This window comes from Arthrobacter sp. JCM 19049 (genome assembly GCF_001310435.1).
This window is the reverse complement of the sequence record NZ_BAXF01000100.1, coordinates 1-6,501: the sequence shown is the minus strand read 5'-3', so window position 1 is coordinate 6,501 and position 6,501 is coordinate 1. Positions and strand designations below refer to the sequence as shown.

General features: G+C 66.7%; 3 protein-coding genes and 3 pseudogenes. All 6 read left to right on the top strand.

The window, feature by feature from the left end; genetic code table 11:
- Positions 1 to 230, top strand: a pseudogene (locus tag JCM19049_RS06735) (SAM-dependent methyltransferase); the annotation flags it as partial.
- A gap of 148 nt (positions 231 to 378) precedes the next feature.
- A complete protein-coding gene (locus tag JCM19049_RS06730) occupies positions 379 to 903 on the top strand; it encodes a helix-turn-helix domain-containing protein (protein ID WP_279402625.1) in 525 nt (174 codons plus the stop codon).
- 140 nt (positions 904 to 1,043) lie between these two features.
- Positions 1,044 to 3,848: pseudogene (gene topA, locus JCM19049_RS06725) on the top strand (type I DNA topoisomerase).
- A gap of 29 nt (positions 3,849 to 3,877) precedes the next feature.
- A pseudogene (locus JCM19049_RS06720) lies at positions 3,878 to 4,899 on the top strand (Ppx/GppA family phosphatase).
- A 51-nt stretch (positions 4,900 to 4,950) separates the two neighbouring features.
- On the top strand, positions 4,951 to 5,766 hold the full coding sequence (locus JCM19049_RS06715) for a sugar phosphate isomerase/epimerase (RefSeq protein WP_279402624.1): 816 nt from the start codon (positions 4,951 to 4,953) through the stop codon (positions 5,764 to 5,766).
- Between the two features lie 7 nt (positions 5,767 to 5,773).
- A partial coding sequence (locus tag JCM19049_RS06710; RefSeq protein ID WP_054821196.1) for a pyrroline-5-carboxylate reductase occupies positions 5,774 to 6,501 on the top strand: 728 nt, incomplete at its 3' end.

Below are 6,501 nucleotides of genomic sequence, written 5' to 3'. Positions count from 1 at the left end.
CCGAACATCCCGGGGTGATCCTGCTGCGCCAGGGCGCGGGGCTGCGCCGCAGCGAGGTGCTGGACACCGCCCAGGCCGGGTTCGTGTCCGCCAGTGACGGGGAACTGAGCGTGGACCAGCTGGTCAATTCGTTGGACGCGCTGATCGGGGAGGGGGATGAATCCTTCGCCGATCGCCTGCGTGACGGGGTGGAACGCTTAATCCGGCATGGCTTTCTTCGCAAAGTGTGAAACAAGGACTAAAGTTTTCCGGTATGACACAGAACACATCCGAGAGGCCTGACGAGCACCAGGCCCCTGGGGCCGCGCCGGACCCGAAACTGGTGTCCATCACCGACCCCAGGCGATTCGCGCGCTGGCCCACGACGCCCGGCTCATCGTGCTCGACGAACTCTTTGCCTCCCAGGCCACACGCACCGCCACCGAGCTGGCCACCTTGTGCTCGCTGACCCCCAGTGCGATGAGCTACCACCTGCGGGCGCTGGAGAAGTACGGATACGTGGTGCGCGCCGCCAATGAGGGTGATGCGCGCGAACGCCGGTGGAAGGCGGCCGGTGAACGCCTGGAGCTGAACACCCACGACGGTTCGGCCAACGCCAAGACCGCCTACCTGAACGTGCAGCTGAACAACTTCCGCACCCGGCTGAACGCGAGGTGGCCCGCCGCGAGGCCGAGGCCAAGGCCGGCATCGTGGCCCCCCGCGGACCGCCCACCGCTGCTCAGCAGCGGGCTGGTGTTCCTCCCGGAGGACAAGCAGAAGGAATTTAACCGCTGGCTGATGGACCTGATCTACGAATATGAGGCCATGGCCACAGCCGAGGAGCGCAGTATCCACTCCACCCGGATGTTCTACTTGGTATCGTTGTTGCCCGAGTACCCGCATCCTTCCCCGGCCGGGGCGTAGCAAGGACAGGCTGCTGCCCGATGTATGATCATCGGGAATCGTGGCTCAGCACTGGAGCCATGGATGCATCTTGGCGACAACGACAGCGGGTCTGATAGTTTCGGGGTCGGGTTGTTGCCGACACCGTGTGAAGGAGAGCCGTGCCCCCGAAGGCCAAGGAAAAAACCGGTAAGAAGCTCGTCATCGTCGAGTCCCCTGCCAAAGTGAAGTCGATTGCCAAGTACCTGGGCGAAGGCTTCGACGTGGACGCCTCGGTGGGGCACATCCGTGACCTTCCCCAGCCCTCGGAACTGCCGACCGAGCTGAAGAAGACCTCGGTGGGCAAGTTTGCGGTCGACCTGGACAACGACTTCGAGCCCTACTACGTGGTGTACCCGGACAAGAAGAAGCGCGTCTCCGAGCTGAAGGCCAAGCTGAAGGAAGCCGACGAGCTCTACCTGGCCACAGATGCGGACCGCGAGGGCGAAGCCATCGCGTGGCACCTGCTGCAGGTGCTCAAGCCCAAGGTGCCGGTGCGCCGCCTGGCCTTCACCGAGATCACCAAGGAGGGCATCGAACGCGCCTGGGCAACATGCGCGAACTGGACACCGACCTGGTGGACGCGCAGGAGACCCGGCGCGTGCTGGACCGCCTCTACGGCTATGAAATTTCCCCGGTGCTCTGGCGCAAGATCGCCCGCGGGCTCTCCGCCGGCCGTGTTCAGTCGGTGGCCACCCGTCTCGTGGTGGAGCGTGAACGCGAACGCATGGCGTTCATCTCCGCCGGCTACTGGGACATCAAGGGCGTCTTCGCCACCGGCAACGCCGAATCCTTTGCGGCCAAGCTTTCCTCCGTGGACGGGGCCCGCGTGGCCTCCGGCCGCGACTTCGATGACCGTGGGCAGCTCAAGAGCTCGCGCAGCGCGGTGACCCACCTTGACGAGGCGGCCGCCCGCTCGCTGGTGGAAAACCTGGCCGAGGCCGATTTCAAGGTCACCTCGGTGGAGGACAAGCCCTACACCCGCCGCCCGGCCGCACCGTTCACCACCTCCACGCTGCAGCAGGAAGCCTCGCGCAAGCTGCGCTGGAGCTCGCGGATCACCATGCAGGTCGCCCAGCGCCTGTACGAAAACGGCTACATCACCTATATGCGTACCGACTCGGTGTTCCTCTCCAACGAGGCCGTGCACGCGGCCCGCACCCAGGCCACCGAACTGTACGGCGCGGACTCCGTGCCCGAGCGTCCCCGCGTCTACAAGGCCAAGACCGACGCCGCGCAGGAGGCCCACGAAGCCATCCGCCCGGCCGGTGACATGTTCCGCCGGCCCAGGGATGTGCGCGCCTCGCTGAGCAAGGACGAGTACACCCTGTACGAGCTGATCTGGAAGCGCACCGTCGCCTCCCAGATGTCCGACGCGAAGGCTTTACCGCCACCATCAAGCTGGCCGGCACCGCCAGCGACCAGCGGGTGGCCGAGTTCTCCGCCTCCGGCACAGTGATCACCTTCCGCGGCTTCCTGGCCGCCTACGAGGAGGGCAAGGACACCACCCGGGAGGCCGAGGCCAGCGAGTCCGCCGAGGCCCGCCTGCCGCAGCTGAAGGTCGGGGACGGGCTGAACGGCACCGAACTGGAGGCCCTGGGCCACGAAACCACCCCGCCGGCCCGCTACACCGAAGCCTCGATCGTGGCGGAACTGGAAAAGCGGGAGATCGGGCGCCCCTCCACCTACGCGCCGACCATTTCCACCATCATGGACCGTGGCTACGTCACCAAGCGCGGCGGCGCCCTGGTGCCCAGCTGGATCGCTTTCTCGGTGATCCGCCTGCTGGAGGAGCACTTCGCCCAGTACGTGGACTACGACTTCACCGCCCGGCTGGAAGATGACCTGGACGAGATCGCCAAGGGCCAGCGCGCCCGCAGCGACTGGCTGAACCTGTTCTACTTCGGCAGCGACGCGGCCAGCGGGCTGAAGCACGTGGTGGAAAACCTGGGGGACATTGACGCCCGGGCCATCAACTCCATTGCCATCACCGATGACATCGTGCTGCGCGTGGGCAAATTCGGCCCCTACCTGGAACGCGCCCTGCCCGCCGATGCGGCCGAGGACGCCACCCCGGAGCGCGCGAACGTGCCCGAGGACCTGGCCCCGGATGAGCTGACGGCGGAAAAGGCCGAGGAGCTGTTCGCCAACTCGCAGGTTTCCGAACGCGAGCTGGGGGTGGATCCGCAGACCGGGCGCACCATCCTGGCCAAGGACGGGCGCTACGGGGCCTACGTCACCGAGGTGATCCCGGAGCCGACCGCCGAGGAACTGGCCGCCCAGCCGGTGGAGTACTACAAGAACGGCAAGCCCAAGCCGCCGAAGAAGCCGGCTAAGATCAAGCCGCGCACCGGTTCGCTGTTCAAGTCAATGAGCATTGAGACCGTCACCCTGGAGGAGGCGCTGCAGCTGCTGAGCCTGCCGCGCGTGGTGGGCACCGATGCGAGGGTGAGGAAATCACGGTGCAGAACGGGCGCTTCGGCCCGTACCTGAAGAAGGGCAGCGACTCGCGTTCCATTGAATCCGAGGAGCAGATCTTCACCATCACCCTGGAGGAGGCGCTGGCGATCTACGCCCAGCCCAAGCAGCGCGGCCGGCGTGCCGCGGTGCCGCCGCTGGCCGAATTCGGCACCGACCCGACCAGTGAGAAGAACATCGTGGTCAAGGACGGACGCTTCGGACCGTACATCACCGACGGGGAAACGAACATCACCGTCCCGCGAGGCACCGCGATCGAGGAGCTGACCCGGGAAAAGGCCATCGAGCTGCTGGCCGAGAAACGGGCCCGCGGCCCGGTCAAGCGCAAGAGCGCCGCCAAGAAGGCCCCGGCCAAGAAGGCGACGACCACCAAGAAGAGCACCACGAAGGCCTCCACGGCAAAGAAGGCCACCACGGCCAAGACCACCGCGAAGAAAACCGAGAAGTAGCGCAGGCTACCCGACGCGAAGGACATCTGATGAGGCTGGGCGTACTGGACATCGGTTCGAACACCGTGCACCTGCTGCTGGTGGACGCCTACCCCGGCGCCCGGCCCAACCCCTACGCGTCGCACAAGCGCCCGCTCTCCCTGGTTCAGTACCTGAACGAGTACGGGGCCATCACCGAGGAGGGGCAGCGCGAACTGATCGGTTTCATCACCGAGCCTCCCGGTTCGCGCGCAGCCACCGGGTGGAGGACTTCATGGCGTTCTGCACCTCCGCGATCCGCGAATCCTCCAACGGCGCCCACGTGCTGGAACGCGTGGAGGCCGAGACCGGGGTGAAGCTGCTGGAGCTTTCGGGTGAAGAGGAAGCGGGCATGACGTTCTATGCGGTGCGCCGCTGGTTCGGCTGGGCCTACGACTCGATCCTGAACCTGGACATGGGCGGCGGGTCGCTGGAACTGGCCCTGGGCAACGATGAATTCCCGCAGGTGGCCTACTCGGTGCCGCTGGGCGCCGGGCGGCTGACCCGCGAATGGCTGCCCGATGACCGGCCCACCCCCAAGCAGGTCAAGGAGCTGCGCACCTATGTGCGCGATGTGCTCTCGGACCCCACCACGGAGCTGGCCCAGTACGGCAAACCGTCCCTGGCCACCGCCACCTCCAAGACCTTCCGCTCCCTGGCCCGGATTACCGGGGCCGCCCCCAGCACCGAGGGGCCCTATGTGAAGCGGGTGCTGGAACGCGAAAGCCTGAAACTGTGGACGAACCGGCTGATGGCCATGAGCTGGGAGGAACGCGCCGAACTGCCCGGGGTTTCCCAGGTGCGCGCCCCGCAGCTGCTGGCCGGCGCGCTGGTGGCGATCGAGGCCATGAAGAAACTGAAGATCAAACACCTGCGCATTTGCCCGTGGGCGCTGCGCGAAGGGCTGATGCTGCGCCGTTTTGATCATGTCTTGTTTGACTCTTCGACTCCGCTAAGTAGTAGCGTGGGAGTTGGAGAGGTAGCGCTCGGTGCCGGGATGGGGCAACTGCCCGCACCCGCGGAAACGAATTAGCCCCGGCTCGGGGTTGATCGGCACACCAGTGCTTGGAAGAAGGGCTGAGTCATGCAAGAGCCTGCAACAACGTCAATCCCCATCACGCTGTCCAGTGCCTCGGTCTACCCCCTGACCGTGCACGACGCGTTCGCGGTGGCCAAGGATGTGGGCTACGACGGGCTGGAGGTGCTGATCACCGGCAACCAGGCCACCCAGTCGGCCACCGCCCTGCTGGCGCTGATGGACAAGTACCAGCTGCCCATTCGGGCCATCCACGCCCCGACGCTGCTGCTCACCCAGCAGGTGTGGGGCTCGGCATGGGCAAAAATCGAACGCTCGGTCATCCTGGCCCAGGCCGTGGGGGCCGAGGTCGTCGTGGCCCACCCGCCGTTCCGCTGGCAGGGGAACTATGCCCTGGAGTTCGCCGGGGGAGTGCAGCGGCTGACCGACTCGACCGGGATGAAGATCGCGGTGGAGAACATGTACCGTGGCGGGCCGCGGACGCGAAGCGAAGATGTACCTGCCGCACTGGGACCGGTACCGCAGTCCTACCCGCACGTCACCTGGGATTTCTCCCACGCGGCGATCGCCGAGATGGATTCGCGCAAGGCCGTGGAGCAGCTGGGGGAGCGCCTGGCGCACCTGCACCTGTGCGACGGGCTGAACAACGGCAAGGACGAACACCTGGTGCCCGGGCGCGGCACCCAGCCGGTGGCCGAAACCCTGCAGTACCTGCGCGACACCGACTTTGGCGGGGTCATCGCGGTGGAGGTCTCCACCCGCAAGGCCAAGGGCACCGGGCAGAAGGAACAGTGGCTGGGGGAAACCCTCGAATACGCCCGCACCCACCTGGCGCTGCCGGATACCGCAGATCGAACGAAGTAAGGACACCATGAGCGAACTGACCAACTCGTTGACCCTGGCCTTTTTGGGCACCGGCTCCATGAACGGGGCGATCCTGCGCGGCATCCTGGGAGCCGGGCACGACCCGAAGCTGATCACCGCGACCATCCGCAGCGACGCGCGTGAGGCCGAGCTGCGCGAGCTGGGAGTGAACGTCGTGGTGACCGGGCAGGATCCCGAGGCGAACGCGCGGGTCGCGGCCGAGGCGGACGTCGTCTTCCTGGGGGTCAAGCCGGTGGGGATCACCGAGCTGTGCGACCAGATTTCCGCAGCGCTGCGCCCGCAGACCGTGATTGTTTCGGTGGCCGCGGCCATCACCCTGCAGTCCATGGCCGCCCACCTGCCGCAGGACCAGCCGCTGGTGCGCGCCATGCCCAACACCCCGCTGCAGGTGGGGGCCGGGGTGGTGGGCCTTAGCCCGGCCCCGGCCGTCAGTGAACAGCAGCTGCAGCAGGTCATTGACCTGTTCGCCGGCTCCGGTGAGGTGCACGTGATCGAGGAGGCCCAGCAGGACGCGCTCTCGGCAATCTCCGGCTCCGGGCCGGCCTACGGCTTCTTCCTGGCCGAGGCGATGGCCAAGGCCGGGATGAAGTTGGGCCTTGACGAGCAGCTGGCCATCGACCTGGCCAGGGCCACCGTCGCCGGGGCCGGGAAGATGCTGGCCGATCCGCAGGCGAACCCCGGGCAGCTGCGCAAGAAGGTCACCAGCCCAATGCA